At 72.0% G+C, this 16657-nt stretch carries 14 protein-coding genes, 1 pseudogene and 1 riboswitch; of the genes and pseudogenes, 10 read left to right on the forward strand and 5 right to left on the reverse strand.

The genetic code is table 11. The annotated features are described in order from the left end of the window. The first annotated feature begins 138 nt into the window (after positions 1–138). Entirely contained in the window at positions 139–831 is a 693-nt protein-coding gene (locus ABD691_RS17415; RefSeq protein ID WP_344680911.1) for a helix-turn-helix transcriptional regulator, read from the forward strand. 27 nt (positions 832–858) lie between these two features. On the opposite strand, the pseudogene ABD691_RS33760 reads toward ABD691_RS17415, so the two are convergent. After that, positions 859–915 (reverse strand): annotated as a pseudogene (locus ABD691_RS33760) (HNH endonuclease); the annotation flags it as partial. 9 nt (positions 916–924) lie between these two features. Beyond that, positions 925–2304 (reverse strand): DivIVA domain-containing protein, encoded by a 1380-nt coding sequence (locus tag ABD691_RS17420; protein ID WP_344680913.1) that lies wholly within the window; start codon positions 2302–2304, stop codon positions 925–927. Positions 2305–2603: 299 nt separating this feature from the next. Between ABD691_RS17420 and ABD691_RS17425 the strand changes: the two genes are divergently transcribed. From ABD691_RS17425 to ABD691_RS17440, 4 genes are read left to right on the forward strand one after another with little or no spacing between them, the layout of a single operon-like run. Then, positions 2604–4214, forward strand: coding sequence for an ABC transporter substrate-binding protein (locus tag ABD691_RS17425; protein ID WP_344680915.1), 1611 nt, complete (start codon positions 2604–2606; stop codon positions 4212–4214). 10 nt (positions 4215–4224) lie between these two features. Further along, a complete protein-coding gene (locus tag ABD691_RS17430; RefSeq protein WP_344680917.1) occupies positions 4225–5184 on the forward strand; it encodes an ABC transporter permease in 960 nt (319 codons plus the stop codon). Next, positions 5184–7163 (forward strand): dipeptide/oligopeptide/nickel ABC transporter permease/ATP-binding protein, encoded by a 1980-nt coding sequence (locus ABD691_RS17435; RefSeq protein WP_344680919.1) that lies wholly within the window; start codon positions 5184–5186, stop codon positions 7161–7163. Before ABD691_RS17430 ends, ABD691_RS17435 begins: the two co-directional genes overlap by 1 nt. Next, positions 7160–8200, forward strand: coding sequence for an oligopeptide/dipeptide ABC transporter ATP-binding protein (locus ABD691_RS17440; protein ID WP_344680921.1), 1041 nt, complete (start codon positions 7160–7162; stop codon positions 8198–8200). The genes ABD691_RS17435 and ABD691_RS17440 overlap by 4 nt, the downstream gene beginning before the upstream one ends. Here ABD691_RS17440 and ABD691_RS17445 read toward each other — a convergent pair. From ABD691_RS17445 to ABD691_RS17455, 3 genes are read right to left on the reverse strand one after another with little or no spacing between them, the layout of a single operon-like run. After that, positions 8172–8717 carry a GrpB family protein gene (locus ABD691_RS17445; protein WP_344680923.1) on the reverse strand — a complete coding sequence of 182 codons (546 nt, stop codon included), beginning with the start codon at positions 8715–8717 and terminating at the stop codon, positions 8172–8174. The genes ABD691_RS17440 and ABD691_RS17445 overlap by 29 nt on opposite strands. 41 nt (positions 8718–8758) lie before the next feature. After that, positions 8759–9400: a maleylpyruvate isomerase family mycothiol-dependent enzyme gene (locus ABD691_RS17450; protein WP_344680925.1), complete on the reverse strand. Its 642-nt coding sequence runs from the start codon at positions 9398–9400 to the stop codon at positions 8759–8761. Positions 9401–9438: 38 nt separating this feature from the next. Further along, entirely contained in the window at positions 9439–10209 is a 771-nt protein-coding gene (locus ABD691_RS17455; protein WP_425565110.1) for an NPP1 family protein, read from the reverse strand. A gap of 266 nt (positions 10210–10475) precedes the next feature. On the opposite strand from ABD691_RS17455, the gene ABD691_RS17460 reads away from it, so the two are divergent. The 5 genes from ABD691_RS17460 (at position 10476) to ABD691_RS17480 (ending at position 16557) form a co-directional block, all read left to right on the forward strand. Continuing rightward, positions 10476–12074: a class I adenylate-forming enzyme family protein gene (locus ABD691_RS17460; protein ID WP_344680929.1), complete on the forward strand. Its 1599-nt coding sequence runs from the start codon at positions 10476–10478 to the stop codon at positions 12072–12074. Between the two features lie 42 nt (positions 12075–12116). Beyond that, positions 12117–12944, forward strand: a complete 828-nt coding sequence (locus ABD691_RS17465; protein WP_344680930.1) for a maleylpyruvate isomerase family mycothiol-dependent enzyme — start codon at positions 12117–12119, stop codon at positions 12942–12944. A gap of 63 nt (positions 12945–13007) precedes the next feature. After that, positions 13008–13177, forward strand: a riboswitch (cobalamin riboswitch). A 247-nt stretch (positions 13178–13424) separates the two neighbouring features. Beyond that, entirely contained in the window at positions 13425–14234 is an 810-nt protein-coding gene (locus ABD691_RS17470; RefSeq protein WP_344680932.1) for a Rossmann-like domain-containing protein, read from the forward strand. Beyond that, entirely contained in the window at positions 14231–15310 is a 1080-nt protein-coding gene (locus ABD691_RS17475; RefSeq protein WP_425565097.1) for a PLP-dependent cysteine synthase family protein, read from the forward strand. Before ABD691_RS17470 ends, ABD691_RS17475 begins: the two co-directional genes overlap by 4 nt. After that, complete coding sequence (locus ABD691_RS17480; protein ID WP_344680934.1) at positions 15307–16557, forward strand: MFS transporter; 1251 nt, start codon at positions 15307–15309, stop codon at positions 16555–16557. The genes ABD691_RS17475 and ABD691_RS17480 overlap by 4 nt, the downstream gene beginning before the upstream one ends. Positions 16558–16657: the final 100 nt, after the last annotated feature.

Raw genomic sequence — 16657 nt, forward strand, 5'->3', positions numbered from 1 at the left:
GGGAGGGATGCCGATCAAGTCTCTTTTCGCCAACGAAGATTAGTCTTATTCTCGTAATCGGGTCAACGCCGCAGCACTTCGGCCTTGGGTCGGGAAAGTGTGCACCACAATGTGCGATGGAGGCGATACCGTGTGGGGATGAGCGAGCGACCGGGGTTCTCCGTGGCGGCGGTGGCCGCGCTGGACGACGACCTGCGACGCGGGATGTACGAGTTCATCCGCCGCGCGCACCGGCCGGTGACCCGGGACGAGGCCGCCGCGGCGGTCGGCATCTCGCGCAAGCTCGCGGCCTTCCACCTCGACAAGCTGGTGGACACCGGCCTGCTGCGCGCCCGGTGCGAACCGGTGGACGGGATCCGCCGGGTCGGCCGCGCGCCGAAGGTCTACGAGCCCGCCGAAACCGAGATCCGGGTCAACATCCCGCCCCGGCACCACGACCTGCTCGCCGACATCCTCCTCGACGCGGTGCTCACCGAAGGCGAGCAGGAGAACGCGCACCAGGCCGCGCTGCGCACCGCGCGGGAGCGCGGAGCAGCCCTCGGCGCGGAGCAGCGCCCGCGCGGGCCGGGGCGCCTGGGCGCGGAGCGCGCGCTGACCAGGAGCGCGGAGGTGCTGGTGGACCTCGGTTTCGAGCCGGAACGGCAGACGCCGACGTGCGTGCGGCTGCGCAACTGCCCGTTCCACCCGCTCACCGGGAAGTCACCGGAGCTGGTCTGCGGGATCAACCGCGCCTTCCTCGAAGGCTTCCTCACCGGGCTCCGGGCGCACTCGGTCGAAGCCGTTCTCGCTCCGCAGCCCGGGGAATGCTGCGTCTCGCTGCGCAGCACGTGACCCGTCGCGCGCCAGGTCTCGGAGGTTCGCGCTCTTCTCCTGGTTGCACTGCGCACACAGGAGTTGGAGGTTCTCCTCGGTCGAGCCCCGGCCTCACGACCGGCGGAACGCGCGGCCGATGGGCAGCCGGTGGTCGTGGACGACCTGCGGCCGGGAGGACAGGTGCTTGAGGCTGGTGGAGACCATGAACAGGAACGCGACGACGCTCGCCTCCTGGTAGCCGGGATCGCCCGGGCGCGGCGGGTTGAAGTGGGCGTTGAGCAGATCGTGCGCGGTGAGCTGGTCCTCGCCGCGCAGGGTCGCCTCGACGCGGTCGACGAAGGCGTCCACCTCCGCCTTGTCGAGCGCGGGTTGCTGCGCGGTGGGGGCTTGCAGGACGTCGGCCGGTCGCGGTGACCCCGGGACGGGGAGCGGGGCTTCCGGTCCCGGGAGGGGATTCCTGTCGACCACGTCCGGATTCCTGTCCGCAGGGGAAGGATTCCCGTCCGGCCGGAGCAGGCGCCCGCCCGTCGACGCCGGATCCTTGCCCGCGAGAACCGGGTGCCGGCCCGTCGACGCCGGGCCATCGCCCGCCGGAGCCGGGGTATCGCCCGCCCGAGCCGGGCCATCGCCTGCCGGAATCGAGCTATTGTCTGCCGGAGCCGAGCCATTGCCCGCCCGAGCCAAGCCATCGCCTGCCCGAGCCGAACCATCTCCTGCCGGAGCCGAGCCATCGCCTGGCGGAATCGAGCGTCGGCGCGCCGGGAGCAGCTGACCACCCACCGGAGTCGGACGATCGCCCACCGGAACCGGGTGCCGGCCCGTCGAAGCCCGGCGGTCGCCCACCGAAGCCGGATCATCGCCCACCGGAACCGGGTGCCTGCCAGTCGAAACGGCCCGGCCCCGTGCCCGGCCCGAACCCTCCTGAGCCGGGTCCTCCCCGGCCGGAGCCACCTTCCGCCCACCCGAAACCGGGCTCTCCCTGGCCGAAACCGAGCTCCGCCCGCCCGAAACCGGGTTCCGGCCACCCGAAACCGAGCTCTCCCCACCCGAAACCGGGCTCTCCCCGGCCGAATCCTTCTTCCCCCCGCCCGAGCCCGGGCGCTTGCGCACCGGAGCAGACCGCCTCCCCGCCGTAGCCGAGTTCTCCCGCGCGGGAGCGGACTTCTCCCCCGCCGGCTTCGGCTTCCCCTTGCCCGCCGCGGAGTTCTCCTCCTCCCCGGCCCGGCCGGACTCCCGCACCTCCTGCTTCAGCAGCGCCAGCGCAGCCTGGTCCAAGAACTCGTCGACCTGGGTCTTGCGGTATCCGCGCTTGCCCTTCTTGCCGGAGCTGAACCGGACCTCCAGCACGTCCCGCGCGGTGACCAGCCTGCGACCGGCCAGCGTCTCGGCGACCAGGTCTAGGAAGTCGTCGACCTCGTCCTCGTCGTAGCCGCGGTCGCGGCGCCGCGTCGTGGCGAACGCCGCCTTGTAGACGTCGTCGGGGGTGAGCATCCTCGTGCCTCCAGGGCAGCCGCGCCATCCTCTCCGGACGCATGCCCGGCGCGCCGACGCCGGGCCCCCGACCGCCCGTTGTGCCCGAACAGCTTGCCCAACGTCCCGCGCGAGATCAAGGTCCGTCCACTTCGCGCGCGGGCGGACTTCTCGGCGCAACCCCGCGGAAATCTCCCGATCAACTCTTCTTGACCCCGGCTTGGCGCGACCGTAGCCTGCACTCCCAGGATCGACGTAGGACGTCCCACGTCCACGTGGCACTCGTCCACCGTCCTCGCGAAACCGCCCCGGGAGGCACCGTGAGTCCCCTCGTTCCCCGACACCCGGTCAGCCGCCGCTCCTTCCTGCGCTACAGCGGGGCGCTGAGCGCCGCGGCGGCCGTCTCCGCGACGGTCGGCGCCTGCGGCGGCCCCGCCTCGACCACCACCACCGGCGACGACAAGGACCTCGTCACCGCGGTCATCGGGTACGGCAACGACCAGACCTGGGATCCGACGATGACCGCGTCGGCCTTCGCGATGGCCGCCAACAACCACATCTACGAGGGGCTGGTCGACACCGACCCGGTCACCCGCGAGCCCTACCCCGCGCTCGGCACCGCGCTGCCCGACGCCGCGGGCACCACCTGGCGGTTCGCCCTGCGGCCCGGCGCCAAGTGGCACGACGGGCAGCCGGTCACCGCCGAGGACGTGCTGTTCACCTTCGAGCGGGTGCTGAGCCCGGCCGCGAACGTGCTCACCCGCTCGTTCTTCGCCACCTGGCTCCAGGAAGTGCGCAAGGTCGACGACAACACCGTCGAGCTGGTCCTGAGGTTCCCGTTCCCGGACGGGATCGAGCGGCTGACCATCGCCAAGATCATGCCCAGGCACGTCTACGGCGCACCGGGCGGCTGGGACGCCGCCAAGGCGGGCAGGGCCGTCGGTTCCGGCCCCTACCGGCTGGTGGAGCACAACCCCAAGTCCAACAGCAGGTTCGAGGCGTTCGCCGAGTACAACGGTCCGCGCCCGCCCGCCGTGCGGAAGATGAACTGGCTGTCCATCGTGGACGCTTCGGCGCGGGTCGCCAAGATCTCCGGCGAATCCGCCGAGGCCCAGATCGCCGAGAACATCCCGTACGCCAACATCGACCAGCTCCGCCAGGGCGGGCTGACCGTCGAGGGCGGCAAGGGCATGAACCACATGTTCCTGATGTTCAACACCGCGCAGAAGCCCTTCGACGACAAGCGGGTCCGGCAGGCGCTGTTCCACGCCATCGACACCCGCAAGATGATCGACGTCGCGCTCAAGGGCCACGGCACCCCGGCCACCAGCTTCCTCAACGAGCAGAACCCGGCCTACGCCAGGGCGAGGACCGTCTACGACTACGACCCGGACCGCGCCAGGGCGCTGCTGGCCGAGGCCGGGGTGTCCGGCCTGTCGGTGACGCTGATGGCGGTCAACGTCAGCTGGCTCGCCGACTGCCTGCCGACCATCGCCAACTCCTGGGAGGCGGTCGGCGTCCGGACCGTGCTGGAACCGCAGGACACCAGCGCGCTGTTCACCAAGATGGACCAGTCGCAGGACTACCAGGTGGTCGCCGCGGCCTCCAACCCCAACCAGTTCGGTCTCGACCCGGACCTGATCCTGCGCTACAACTACACCTCCGGCGGCACCTGGATGAAGTACACCAAGTGGGACTCCAGCCCGGACGCCCGGGCGCTGTTCGACCTGATGGACCAGGCGACCCGGGAACCCGACCCGGCGCGCAAGCTCCAGCTGGTGCACTCCTACCTCGACCTCGTCGCCGACCAGGCCGTGCTGTACCCGGTCGTGCACAACGAACTGATGAGCGCCTGGAACGGCCGGCGGGTCGACGGGGCGCAGGCACTGCCCTACCCGGGCGTCAACTTGTTGCAGGCCAAGCGAATCTGAGGTTGCACCCGTGGTCGTGATCGCCCGGATGCTGGTGCGCCGGATCCTCGTCCTGATCCCGCTGCTGCTCGGCGTCATCCTGTTCGTCTTCATCATCATGCGGTTCTCCAACAACAAGCCGGAGTACGCCTACTTCCAGGGCGCCAACCCGACACCCGAGCAGATCCACCAGTTCCAGCTGGAGAACGGCCTGCTCGATCCGCTGCCGCTGCGCTACCTCCGGTTCGTCGGCGAGCTGCTGCGGGGCGACATGGGCACCAGCGTGCTGACCAACGCGCCGGTGCTGGACTCGGTGCTCACCGCGCTGCCGCTGACCCTGCAGCTGACCTTCCTGGGGCTGGCCCTGGCGGTGGTGCTGGCGCTGGTGTTCGGCGTGGTCGCCGCGCTGTTCCGGGACCGCTGGCCGGACCAGGTGATCCGGGTCGTCTCGCTGGTCGGGGTCGCGGCACCGGCGTTCTGGATCGCACTGCTGGTGATCCAGTGGCTGGCGGTGGGTCTGGGCTGGTTCCCGACCGGCGGCTACGTCAACCCCAACGACTCCTTCGGCGGCTGGCTGGTGTCGATGACGCTGCCCGCGGTGTCGCTGTCGCTGCCGGTGGCCGCCCAGCTCATCCGGATCGTGCGCACCGCCGTGGTCGAGGAGCTCGACCGCGACTACGTGCGCACCGCGATCGGCAACGGCCTGCCGCCGGTGGTGGTCGTCGGGCGCAACGTGCTGCGCAACGCGCTGATCAACCCGCTGACCGTGCTCGGCCTGCGGGTCGGCTACCTGCTCGGCGGCGCGGTGGTCATCGAGACCATCTACTCGCTGCCCGGCATGGGGCAGCTGATGATCAACGCGGTGCGCAACGGCGATCCGGCCGTCGTGCAGGGCGTGGTGCTGACCATCGCGACCGGCTTCGTCGTGGTCAACCTCGCCGTCGACGTGCTGTACCTGCTGGTCAACCCCCGACTCAGGAGCGCGGCGTGATGCGCAGCGGACTCGCGAATCGACTCTCCCGCCCCGGCGTCCGGTTCCGCCGCCTCGGCGCGCCGTCCTGGATCGCCGTCGGCCTGCTCGCGGTGATCGTGCTGGCGGCGGTCCTCGCCCCGGTGCTGGCACCGCACTCGCCCTACGCGCAGGAGGCCACCACCGCCGCGCCGAGCGCGGCGCACTGGATGGGCCTGGACAGCGCCAACCGCGACATCCTCAGCCGGTTGCTGTTCGGCGCCCGCTGGTCGCTGCTGATCGGCCTGGGCGCCACCCTCACCGCGCTCGTCGCGGGCGCGGTCGTCGGCGCCGTGGCGGCGACCGCGCGCGGGTGGATCGCCGAGACGATCATGCGGGTGCTCGACGTCATCATGGCGTTCCCCGGGATCGCGCTGGCCGCCGTGCTGGTCGCGGTGTTCGGCGGGAGCATCCCGGTGCTGGTGCTGGCGATCGCGTTCGTCAACACCCCGCCCATCGCACGGGTGGTCCGGGCGAACGTGCTCGCCCAGTACGGCGAGGACTACGTGGCCGCCGAGCGGGTCATCGGCGCCCGCGCCCCGCACATCCTGGTCCGCCACGTCGCGGTCAACTGCGCCGCGCCGGTGCTGGTGTTCTGCACCGTGATGGTGGCCGAGGCGATCGTGTTCGAGGCGTCGCTGTCGTTCATCGGCGCCGGGGTCCGCCCGCCCGACCCGTCGTGGGGCAGCGTGATCTCCGACGGCAAGAACATGGTGCTGACCGGCGGCTGGTGGGCCACGGTGTTCCCCGGCGCGCTGATCCTGATCACCGTGCTGGCGCTGAACATCCTGTCGGAGGGCATCTCCGACGCCTGGGCCGCACCCGCCGCCCGCGGCGGCTCGGCGCCCCGGTCCGAGGCCGGCGTCCGGACGGGCACCGGGGAGGTCACCGAACTGCCCGGCCTGCCCGACGCCGCGCGGCGCCTCGCCACCCGGGCCCGACCGCTGCCCGGAGGTGATCCGGTGCTGGAGGTCCGCGACCTGGCCATCGGGTTCGACGACCGGCACGCCGGGGTCGACATCGTCGACGGGATCTCCTTCGACGTCCGGCCCGGCGAGGTGCTCGGTCTGGTCGGCGAGTCCGGTTGCGGCAAGTCGCTGACCGCGCTGACGGTTCTCGGGCTGCAGCCGCGCGGCGCGCGGATCAGCGGCGAGATCCGCTTCCGGGCGGGCGACGCCGAACCGGTCGACCTGCTGGCGCTGCCGCGCAAGCAGCGGCGGCGGCTGCTCGGCCACGACATCGCGATGGTCTACCAGGACGCGCTGTCCTCGCTGAACCCGGCGATGACCATCAGGGCGCAGCTCAAGCAGCTGGTGCGGCGCGGCGGCAAGCACAGCCCGGCCGAGCTGCTGGAGATGGTGGGCCTGGATCCGGCGCGGACGCTGGCCGCCTACCCCAACGAGCTGTCCGGCGGGCAGCGCCAGCGGGTGCTGATCGCGATGGCGCTCTCCCGCGAGCCGCGGCTGATCGTGGCCGACGAACCCACCACGGCGCTGGACGTGACCGTGCAGGCGCAGGTGATCCAGCTGCTGCTGCGGTTGCGGGCGGAACTGGGCTTCGCGCTGGTCCTGGTCTCGCACGACCTGGCCCTGGTCGCCGACGTCACCGACCGCACGGTGGTCATGTACGGCGGGCAGATCGTCGAGACCGGGGTGACCTCCGAGCTGGTCGGCGAACCGGCGCACCACTACGCGCGCGGGCTGCTCGGTTCGGTGCTGTCGCTGGAGTCCGGTGCGCGGCGGATGACCCAGATCCCCGGCGTGGTCCCCTCCCCCGCCCACTTCCCGCCGGGCTGCCGGTTCGCCGACCGGTGCCCGATGGTGACCGAGGTGTGCCGGGAGCGGACCCCGGTCCTGGACGGCGGGCGGACGCACGCGGTGGCCTGCCACCACCCGGCGACCGAGCTCGTCCCGCTGGCCGCCGCCACCACCGCCGAGACCGACCACGGGGAGCCACGATGACCGAGACGCTGGTCGAGCTCAGCGACGTCCACGTCACGCACAGGGCGCGCTCCGGCGGGCTGTTCCGGCGGGACCGGGTGCACGCGGTCACCGGCGTGGACCTGACCGTGGCGGCCGGTGAGACGGTCGGGATCGTCGGCGAGTCCGGGTGCGGAAAGTCCACCCTGGCCCGGGTGGTGGTCGGCCTCCAGAAGCCGACCTCCGGCGCGGTTTCCTTCCGCGGCACCGACATCTGGTCGCTGCCCGCGGCCGGGCGGCGTGCCGCGATCGGCGCCGACATCGGCATGGTCTTCCAGGACCCGGCGACCGCGCTGAACCGCAGGCTGCCGATCCGCCGGGTGCTGCGCGACCCGCTGGACGTGCACGGGCGGGGCACCGGCCGGGAGCGGGACGACCGGGTGCGGGAACTGCTCGACCTGGTGGGCCTGCCCGCCGGGGTGGCCGACCTGCTGCCGGGGCAGGTGTCCGGCGGCCAGCGGCAGCGGGTCGCGATCGCGCGGGCGCTGGCGCTGCGGCCCCGGCTGCTGGTCGCCGATGAGCCGACCAGCGCGCTGGACGTGTCGGTGCGGGCGCAGATCCTCAACCTGCTGCTGGACCTCAAGGACCAGCTGGGGCTGGCGATGGTGTTCGTCTCGCACGACATCCAGACCGTGCGCCGGATGAGCGACCGGGTGGTGACGATGTACCTGGGCCGCGTGGTCGAGGAGACGACCGCGGAAGCGGTCAACAGTGGCACAGGCATCGGGGAAGCCCGCCACCCCTACACCCGGGCGCTGTTCTCGGCCGCGCCCGGCCTGCTCTCGCCGATCGAGCCGATCCCGCTGAGCGGGCCGGTCCCGTCGGCCACCCGGCCGCCGAGCGGCTGCCCGTTCCGCACCCGCTGCTGGCGGGCCGACGAGATCTGCGCGACCGAGATGCCGGGGCCGCGGGGCGACGGCGCGGGCGGCGTCGTCCGCTGCCACCACGCCGTCGAGCCGGGCACGACCGACCTCGAACTGCTGGAGCAGGCTACTGGCCCGCACCGGTCCTGGAGATGATCTCCTCGATCACCGCGGACTTGGCGTCGGCGTAGTCCTGGACGTACTCCCAGCTGCGCGCGGCGAGCTCCCGCTTGGTGCGCAGGTAGCGGTCCCGTTCGTCCGGATTCGCGCGGAGGTGGTCGCGGAATGCCACCATCCGCCCGATCTCCGGGCATCCGTCGCTGAACACGTGCAGGTTCACCGCCGGATCCCGTCCCTTGAGCAGCCGGTGCTCGTGCCAGCCGGGCTCGCGGACGTGCAGCGCGTAACCGGCGGCTTCGAGCTCGGGCACGTAGGCGTCCTCGGCCGCGGAATCGGCGACGACGAGCACGATGTCGAGGATCGGCTTGGCGGCGAGTCCCGGCACCGAGGTCGATCCGACGTGCTCGACCCGCAGCGCACGGGAGCCGAGGGCGGCGCGGATGCGTGCTTGCTCCCGCTCGTAGCGCTCCGCCCACGCGGGGTCGTGCTCGTCGAGGGTGATCGAACCGTCGGCGCGGTCCCGGTTCCGGACGTACTCGGGTTCGTCGGTCATGCCGCCCAGTATCGGGGTCGGCCAGTATCGGGGCCCCGCGGCTAGCGGATCCGCCCGGCGAGTTTCTCCTTGCCCGGACCAGAGAGTTCGTCCACCACCCCGCGCCTGCCCGCGACGGCGAGCAGAAGTGCTTCCGCCGGGCCGCGCACCTCGGGTCCGCGTCCGGTCGTCCAGTCCAGATCGGTCGGGACCAGCCGCAGGCCCCGGGCGCGCCAGAACGCCCCGACGGGCGGGGCGACCAGCGCGAAGCGCAGCGCCGCACGCAGCCGGTCCGGCGGGATCTCGCGCGGACGCCCCAGCGGACGGCGGATGTCCTGGTGGTGGATCATCCCGTCGAGGAGCGCGATCCTCCCGCCGAACGCGGCGGTCAGACCTCGCGGCGTGGTGTGCGCCCGCACCAGCGCGAGCAGCGCTTCGGGGCCGCGCGGGGCGTACTCGGCGACACCGGCGGCGTTCGCCCGCCGGATCCCGCCGCGGCCGAGCCGGCGCACCAGCTCCCGTCCCGTCAGCTCGTCGTAGCTGATCACGTGCGCGACCACGTCCTGGACGCTCCAGCCCTCGCACAGCGTGGGCGCTTCCCACTCCCGCGGGGTCAGCGTCGCCAGGAACTCCGCGAAGTCCTCCCGCTCCGCGCGGGCGAGGTCCATCAGGCTCGCGCGTTCCGGTGGCCGTGTTACCGACATGCCGGAGAGCATGCTCGACGGGGCGCCCGCGAACAAGCTCAACCCCTCGGATCGAATGGGATCCCCTCCGGCTTGGCCTTCTCCAGGTTGTCCTCGAAAGCGCCGTCCTTGATGGCCAGGCTGGCGCTGCCGAAGTCGGCTCCGGTCAGCTTGTCCCTGATGCCGTCCGGGAAGTTGTTCCAGCTGACCAGCGCCGGGTGCTGCCAGGTGCCGTAGTGGTTCTCCGGCTGCTCGTCGGCGTTGGCGAACCGGAACGCGTGCGTGCTGGCGCCGTCCTTGTGGTAGACGATCTTGGCGTGGGTGCCCTCCCACGAGACCTCCTCGGCGGGACGGGTGGAGTACTCGCCGTGCGCCGAGGCCGACACGTACTTCGCCTGGTCCTCGTGCACCCACACCACGACGTGCTCGATGTCGTGCCGGTGCCCGAAGGCGTCGTGCACGCCGTCGAGTGCCTGGTCCTTCTCGAAGTACAGGTCGTAGAGGTACGCGCACCAGCCGCTGTCGTCGCACTTGGCGCGGGCGTAGGAGTTGGTGTTGTCGAGGTCGGACTGGTCGTGGCAGTTCCCGTTGAGCGAACCGGACGGTTCCAGGCCCTCGGCGATCGTCCCGTCCGGACCGATCGCGGGCGTCGGGTAGCAGCCGTCGCCGTCGTAGTCGAACGCCGGCTGCCACTTCCCGTCCGGCTCGGCGACCGACGACGGCAGCGCCGAGGGCGGTTCGGCGTGCGCCTGGAGCGGCGGGAGGACGAGGACCAGCGCCGAGGCGCCGATGGCGGCGCGCGCGGCGAAGGCGGCCGGTTTCCGGCGCATGCCTGCTTGCATGGGAGGACCTTCCTGGTCGGCTGGCGGCGGGATCAACGGACCGTCCACTGTGGCCAGTTCCGGCCCGGGAGCGTTCCCATGGTGCTTCGGGGAACATCACGAGCAGGATGCCCAGACCGAGCCGCCGGCACTACCGGCTGAAAGGCCGAATTCCCTCTCGCGCGGGCTGGCCACTCCCCTTTCCACACCATATGCTCGGCGTCACTTTTCGCCGTTGACCGTCGCCGGGGCCCGGCAGCGGGGAGGACGTCCCGATGAGCGGAATGCACGCCGATCTGTCCCTCGTCGATCCGCTGGTGGTGAACCTGACCCACCGCGCCGCGCTGGGCGACGTGCTCACCAGGGGCGCGCAGACCTACGGCGACCGGACCGCCGTCGTCGACGGCGATCACGAGGTGTCGTACCGGGAACTGGACGCCCGCGCCAACGCGGTGGCGCGCGGGCTGCTGGCCGACGGGCTGGAGCGCGGTGACGCCGTCGCGCTGCAGATCCAGAACCGGTGGGAGTTCGTGGTGACCTTCTTCGCCTGCGCGAAGATCGGCGTGGTCGCGATGCCGCTGAACCTGGCGCTGCCCGCGGCCGACATCGCCTACCAGCTCGCCGACAGCGGGGTGCGCGCCGTGGTGGCCGAGGAGGCTTTCCTCCCGGTGCTGGAGGAAGCGCTGCACACCGCCGAAGAGGCGGCGGTGCGTTCGGTGCACGTGATCGGCTCCGCGCCCGCCGAGGTCGCGGGCCGCCGCGCAGCGGACTTCCGGGCACTGCTCGACAACGACACGGCCACCGTGGAGGTCGTCGTCGAGGACCGCGACATCCTGCACTGCCTCTACACCTCCGGGACCACCTCGCTGCCGAAGGGCGTGGTCACCAGCCACGTCGCGGTGCTGATCGCGTCGCTGACCTCGGCTCTGGAGTTCGGCCTGCCGCGCGGGCGCAGGGGTGCGGTGATGCCGATCGTGCTGCCGCTGTTCCACGTCACCGGGCTCGACGTGCTGTTGCTCCCGATGCTGGTGACCGGTGGAACGGCCGTGCTGCACCGGGGTTTCGACCCCGAGACCCTGCTCGACGACCTCGCCGTCCGGCGGGCCACCCACGTGGCTCTGCTCCCGGCGATGTGGGGCGCTCTGCTCGACCACCCGCGGCTCGGCGAGATCGACACCACCTCGCTGCGGGTGGGCATCTACGCGATGGCGCCGATGCCCGCGCAGCGGCTGGAGGCGATCCGGGCGGCGTTCCCGCGGGCCGACGTCATCCTGGGCTCCGGGCAGACCGAGACCACGCCGCTGTCCGAACTCCAGTGGCCCGAGCACCAGGGCGAGAAGGACAACTCGTGGGGCCCGCCGGTGGCCACCACCGACGTGCGGATCATGGGCCCGGACGGCGGTTTGCTGCCGCCCGGCGAGGAGGGCGAGATCGTCTACCGGACGCCGCAGCTGATGGACGGCTACTGGAACAACCCCGGGGCGAACGCGGAAGCCTTCGCGCACGGCTGGTTCCACGGCGGTGACGTCGGCTACCTCGACGAGGAGGGCGTCGTCTGGTTCACCGACCGGACCAAGGACATGATCAAGACCGGCGGGGAGAACGTGTCCTCGGTCGAGGTCGAGCGGGCAGTGCTCGCGCACGAGTCCGTGGCCGAGTGCGCCGTCATCGGGATGCCCGACGACCGCTGGGGCGAGGCGGTGACGGCGTTCGTGGTCGCCGCGCCCGGCCGCACCGTCGACCCGCAGGAACTCCGGGCGGTCTGCAAGCGGAACCTCGCCGGGTTCAAGGTCCCCAAGCACTTCGAAGTCGTCGGCGCGCTGCCCAAGACGGCCACCGGCAAGATCAGGAAGCACGAGCTGCGGCGAAGCTGAATCCGGTGGCGGTCCGGGGTTTCGCACTGCGACCATCGCGCCATGACCGGCTTCGGACCCGCCATCGACACCCGGCCGCTGTACCCGCGCGAGCGGGGGCTGCTGCTCGACCTGCTCTCGGCACTGCCCTCGGCAGACTGGGACTGCCCCACCGTCTGTCCAGGGTGGACGGTGCACGACATCGTCGGGCACGTTCTCAACGACTACCTGCGGCGCCTCTCCGGCAGCAGGGACGGCCACCGGGGCGCCGTCTTCGCCGACGACGAGACGCTGCCCGCGTACCTGGCGCGCACCAACGAGGAATTCGTCCGCGCCGCCCGGCAGTGCAGTCCGGCGGTCATGACCGGGCTGCTGGCGCACCTGGGCCCGCAGCTGGACGAGCTGTGGGCGGCCCGCGACCTCGACGCCCCGGCGGATCTCGACGTGTCGTGGGCGGCCGACGACCGCCCCAGTCCGGCCTGGCTCGACATCGCCCGCGACTACACCGAGTTCTGGGTCCACCAGCAGCAGATCCGCGACGCGGTCGAACGCCCCGGCGCCGAGGATCCCGAGCTGATGGCTCCCGTCATCGACACGTTCATGCGGGCTCTGCCGCACTCGCTCCGCGACCAGGACCGGCCGATCGGGACCGCCGTGGGCTTCACCGTCACCGGTCCGTCCGGTGGTGACTGGCTCGCGGTCAGCACTCCGAGCGGATGGCGGCTGGGCTCCGGCGCCGACCTGGCCGCGCGGGTGACGATGGACCAGGACGCGTTCTGGCGGCTGGCCACCCGCGGCATCCCGGTCGAGGCCGCCCGGGAGCGGTCGAGCGCCGAGGGCGACCGAGAGCTGGTCGCAGCCGCGACCTCGCTGCTGGCCATCGTGCGCTGACCGCGGAAGTGATCTTCGACGGGGTTGCTTGACAGCCCGACGCGCGGACTGCGAATGTCACCGCACAAGTTCATGCGACGGCGCCCAGGAAGCCGGTGCGAATCCGGCACGGTCCCGCCACTGTGAATGGGGAGCCGCCCGCGCACGATTGCCACTGCCGGTGAAACGGTGGGAAGGCGCGCGGACGGCGAAGATCCATGAGTCAGGAGACTGACGTCGTCGTGCCGATTCGCACGGGGTCGCGGAGCCCCGGAGGAGGTACTTCGACGTGCCGCACCACGTCGCGCGCAGCGCTGCCGTCCCATGCCACCGGACCGGTCCGTCCCGTCCGGCGCACTTCTCCACACCGGAACCGCAGAACTGATCCACCCACCTCGCGGTGGAACCCGGTCCTGCTCGAAAAAGCCGATTCCGTGGAGAATCCCGTTGCTTCCCACTACAGCCCCACCCCGTCCTGCGCCGCATTCGGCCCTGACCGCGGTGGCCGACCGAGTGCGCGCGGCCGATCCGGACCGCCCCGCCGAGGCGCGCCTGGACCACGTCCGGACCTCGGTCGCCTTCATGACCGTCCAAAGTGCACACCACGTCGGCCGGAGCTCCGGCTACGCGAACTCCGTGCTCAGCCTCCGGATCGGCGGCGCGATCGGTTCCTGCGCCGTGGAACCGGGCGAGCTCGATCCCGGCGCGGTGCGCGATCTGGTGGGCAGGAACGTCGCCGAGCTGCTTGAGCACCCCGAGCCCGCGGTGCGGGTCGCGGTCCTCGACGCCTATCTCGCATTCCTGCTCCCGCACACCGAACACCCCGGCAGCAGGACGGTTCGCGTCCCTGGCGGGACGTCGCTGGCCAAGTCCACTGCTCGCGCGCGGGAGGTCGCGAAGCTCGTGCCGCTTGCCGAGGGCGACACCGTCGCCGTGATCGGCGTGGTGAACTCGCTGCTGGCCGCCCTGCGCGAGCGCGGCGCACGGTGCGTTCCGTGCGATCTCAAGGGCGGTCGCACCGAGTGGGACGAGCCGATCGTGCCGGACCACCGGCAGGCGATGACCGGGGCGCAGGCGGTGCTGGCGTCCGGAATGGTGCTGGGCAACGGGACCTTCGACGAGATCTCCGCGTTCTGCCGCGAGCAGCGGCTGCCGCTGGTGCTGTTCGCGCAAACCGGCAGCGCGGTACTGCGCGAACTGCTCGGCGCGGACGTGCACGCCCTGTCGGCCGAGCCGTACCCGTTTTTCTGGCTGACCGGTGACAGCACCGACATCCACCTCTACGCGGCGGAAACCGGTGAGCGCCCGTGACCGCCGTCAGCACCTCCTGGACCGCGGGCGGCCCCAGGTGCCGTTCCGTGCTGGAACTCGTCGGCAACACCCCGGTCCTGCGGATCGACGCCCCGCTCCCCCGGCCGCACCCGGGTTTCTGGGCGAAGCTCGAAGGTTTCGCCCCCGGCGGGATGAAAGCCAGGGCGGCGCTGTCGCTGATCCGGGGAGCGCGCAGGCGTGGCGAACTGCTGCCCGGGGCGACGGTCGTGGAATCCAGCAGCGGCACGCTCGGCATCGGCCTGGCCTGCGTCGGGTCCGCACTGGGCCACCCGGTGGTGGTCGTGGCCGACAGCGAGCTCGACGGGATGACGCACGCCCTGCTGCGGGCGCACGGCGCCGAGGTCGAGATCGTGCGGCAGCCCCACCCCACCGGCGGATGGCAGCGCGCCCGGCGTGACCGCGTGGCGCGGGTGCTGTCGCGGCGGCCGGGCGCCTACTGGCCGGACCAGTACAACAACCCCGACAACCCGGCCGGGTACGCCGCGCTCGGCAAGGAGCTCATCGGCCAGTTCGAGCGGCTGGACGTCCTGGTGTGCAGCGTCGGAACCGGCGGGCACAGCGCGGGAATCGCGTCGGTGGTCCGCGAGCGCTGGCCGCACATCAGGATCGTCGGCGTGGACTCGGTCGGCTCGACGGTGTTCGGCCGGACCGCCGCGCCGCGGCTGATGCGCGGGCTCGGCAGCAGCATCCACCCGCGCAACGTCGCCTACGAGATCTTCGACGAGGTGCACTGGGTCGGCCCGGCCGAAGCCGCCGACGCCTGCCGCAGGCTCGCCGCGGGTTCGTTCGTCACCGGCGGCTGGAGCACCGGCGCGGTCGCGCTGGTGGCCGCGTGGTGCGCGCGGGAACTGGGGTCGGACCTGGTGTGCGGGGTGTTCCCGGACGGCCCGCACCGGTACTGGCAGACCATCTTCGACGACGCCTATCACCTCGACCACGGCCTGGTCCCCCGGGCGAGTTCACCATCCGAAGTGGACTCCGGCTGGACCAGGACGCGCGAGGTGGCCGACCCGTGCGGCGGAGCCGGTTGCGAGACCTGCGGGGACCGGACGTGAGGGCCGCGGACTTCCGGCAGCTCTCGCCCGCGTCGCGGCTGCTGGTGATCAACCAGTTCGGCATCAACGTCGGCTTCTACATGCTGCTGCCGTTCCTGGCCACTTACATGAGCGGCCAGCTCGGCCACGGCGCCGCGGTGATCGGCCTGGTGCTCGGGGTGCGGAACCTGAGTCAGCAGGGGATGTTCCTGCTCGGCGGCACCGCGGCGGACCGGCTCGGCTGCCGGCCGATGATCATCACCGGCTGCGCGCTGCGGGTGGTTTCCTTCGGGCTGTTCGGCGTGTTCACCGCGCTGCCCGGGCTGTTCACCGCCGCCGTGCTCACGGGTCTGGCCGGTGCCCTGTTCAACCCGGCGGTGCGCACCTACATCATGCACGAGGCCGGGGAGCGGCGGGCCGAGACGTTCGCGGTGTTCAACGTCTTCGCGCACGCGGGCACGCTCGTCGGCCCGCTGCTCGGCGCGGCCCTGCTCGCGGTCGACTTCCGGGTGACCGCGCTGGTGGCGTGCATCGCCTTCGCCGTGCTGACGGTCGCGCAGATCGTCGTCCTGCCCCGCCAGGACCGCGCTCCGCAGCGCGGCAGCGTCCTGGGCAGCTGGCGCGAGGTGGTCACCAACCGGCGGTTCCTGGCGTTCACGCTCGCGCTGTCGGCCTACTTCGCGCTCTACAACCAGCTCTACCTGATGATTCCGCTTGAGGCCCAGCGGGTTTCCGGGCTCAGCGAGGCGGTCGCCGCGGTGTTCGTGGTGTCGACCGCCATCGGCATCGCCGGGCAGGTGCGGATCACGCGGTGGTGCCGGGAGCGGTGGAGCGCGGGCCGGTCGGTGGCGATCGGGCTGGTGTGCATGGGGACCTCGTTCGTGCCGGTTCTCGTGAGCGGCCCGCTGATCGCGGCGGGCGAGCCGGACCGGCCGGGGATCGCACTGGTGTGCCTGCCGGTGCTGCTCACGACTGTGCTGTTCACGATCGGCCAGGCCATCACCAATCCGTTCGCGATGGAACTGCTGCCGATCGTGGGCAGCGAACGGCTGGCCGGCACCTACTACGGCTTCTACTACCTGGTGTCCAGCGTGGTCGCGGCCGGGGTCGGCTGGCTCGCGGGCGCGCTGCTCGACGTCGTCGGCGGGCCCGCCCCGTGGCTGGTGCTGCTCGCGGTGGGACTGGCCGGTGGGATCGGGGCCGCGGCGCTGGAACGACGCGGGTGGCTGATCCGGGAACCGGCGACGGCAGAAGGGAAAGCGGCGTGAGACTCGACCGCAGAAGTCTGTTCAGGGGCGCGCTGGCCGCGCTCGCGGTGTCCTCGGCCTCCGCCTGCGGCGGCGCGTCCGGCTCGGGTGGCCGGCTGCG

This window comes from Saccharopolyspora taberi, from assembly GCF_039534165.1.
Lineage (GTDB): Bacteria > Actinomycetota > Actinomycetes > Mycobacteriales > Pseudonocardiaceae > Saccharopolyspora_D > Saccharopolyspora_D taberi.

What these genes read in the sequence shown, in the direction of transcription:
- ABD691_RS17415 (WP_344680911.1), top strand. Translation starts at nt 139, where the DNA reads ATGAGCGAGCGACCGGGGTTCTCCGTGGCGGCGGTGGCCGCGCTGGAC.
- ABD691_RS17420 (WP_344680913.1), bottom strand. Translation starts at nt 2,304, where the DNA reads ATGCTCACCCCCGACGACGTCTACAAGGCGGCGTTCGCCACGACGCGG.
- ABD691_RS17435 (WP_344680919.1), top strand. Translation starts at nt 5,184, where the DNA reads ATGCGCAGCGGACTCGCGAATCGACTCTCCCGCCCCGGCGTCCGGTTC.
- ABD691_RS17440 (WP_344680921.1), top strand. Translation starts at nt 7,160, where the DNA reads ATGACCGAGACGCTGGTCGAGCTCAGCGACGTCCACGTCACGCACAGG.
- ABD691_RS17445 (WP_344680923.1), bottom strand. Translation starts at nt 8,717, where the DNA reads ATGACCGACGAACCCGAGTACGTCCGGAACCGGGACCGCGCCGACGGT.
- ABD691_RS17450 (WP_344680925.1), bottom strand. Translation starts at nt 9,400, where the DNA reads ATGTCGGTAACACGGCCACCGGAACGCGCGAGCCTGATGGACCTCGCC.
- ABD691_RS17455 (WP_425565110.1), bottom strand. Translation starts at nt 10,209, where the DNA reads ATGCGCCGGAAACCGGCCGCCTTCGCCGCGCGCGCCGCCATCGGCGCC.
- ABD691_RS17460 (WP_344680929.1), top strand. Translation starts at nt 10,476, where the DNA reads ATGAGCGGAATGCACGCCGATCTGTCCCTCGTCGATCCGCTGGTGGTG.
- ABD691_RS17465 (WP_344680930.1), top strand. Translation starts at nt 12,117, where the DNA reads ATGACCGGCTTCGGACCCGCCATCGACACCCGGCCGCTGTACCCGCGC.